The organism is Sphingomonas sp. LH128, assembly GCF_000293195.2.
In the GTDB taxonomy this organism is placed as follows: domain Bacteria; phylum Pseudomonadota; class Alphaproteobacteria; order Sphingomonadales; family Sphingomonadaceae; genus Novosphingobium; species Novosphingobium resinovorum_A.
Map to the genome: position 1 here is coordinate 1 of NZ_ALVC01000566.1, position 474 is coordinate 474.

General features: G+C 63.5%; 1 pseudogene. It reads left to right on the plus strand.

From position 1 onward, the window contains the following. Positions 1-83: 83 nt before the first annotated feature. Positions 84-474, plus strand: a pseudogene (locus LH128_RS30255) (IS66 family transposase); the annotation flags it as partial.

Consider the following 474-nt stretch of genomic DNA (forward strand, 5'->3'; position numbering starts at 1 on the left):
CTTGCGCTATAGTCCGGGGCATGCGGTTCGACCTTGATCGCCTCCCCACAGACCCCGTTCTCCTGCAGAAAATGCTGCGGGAGATGACTGAGATCATGGAGCTGGAGCGGGCCGAACTGGGGGCGGCAAAGCAGACCGTCAAAGCTCAGGGTCTGACGATCGAGAAGCTGGAGCACCGTCTTGCTCGGCTGCTGCGCGTCCAGTTCGGTCGCAGCTCCGAGAAAAAGGACATCGCACAGCTGCGGCTGATGTTCGAGGAGGTGGATGCCCCGGAGCCGGCCAACGATGACGCCGCTGCGGCGTCGAACGCGCAACCGGCGCGCAAGGCCGGAACCCGGGCACCGATCCCACCACATATCCCGCGCCAGACAACACAGCATCTTCCGGAGCCATGCGGTTGCGGTGGTAGCGAGACCGTCATCTGCGAAGACGTCACCGAAGTGCTGGATTACGTACCCGCCTGCTTCCGTGTCC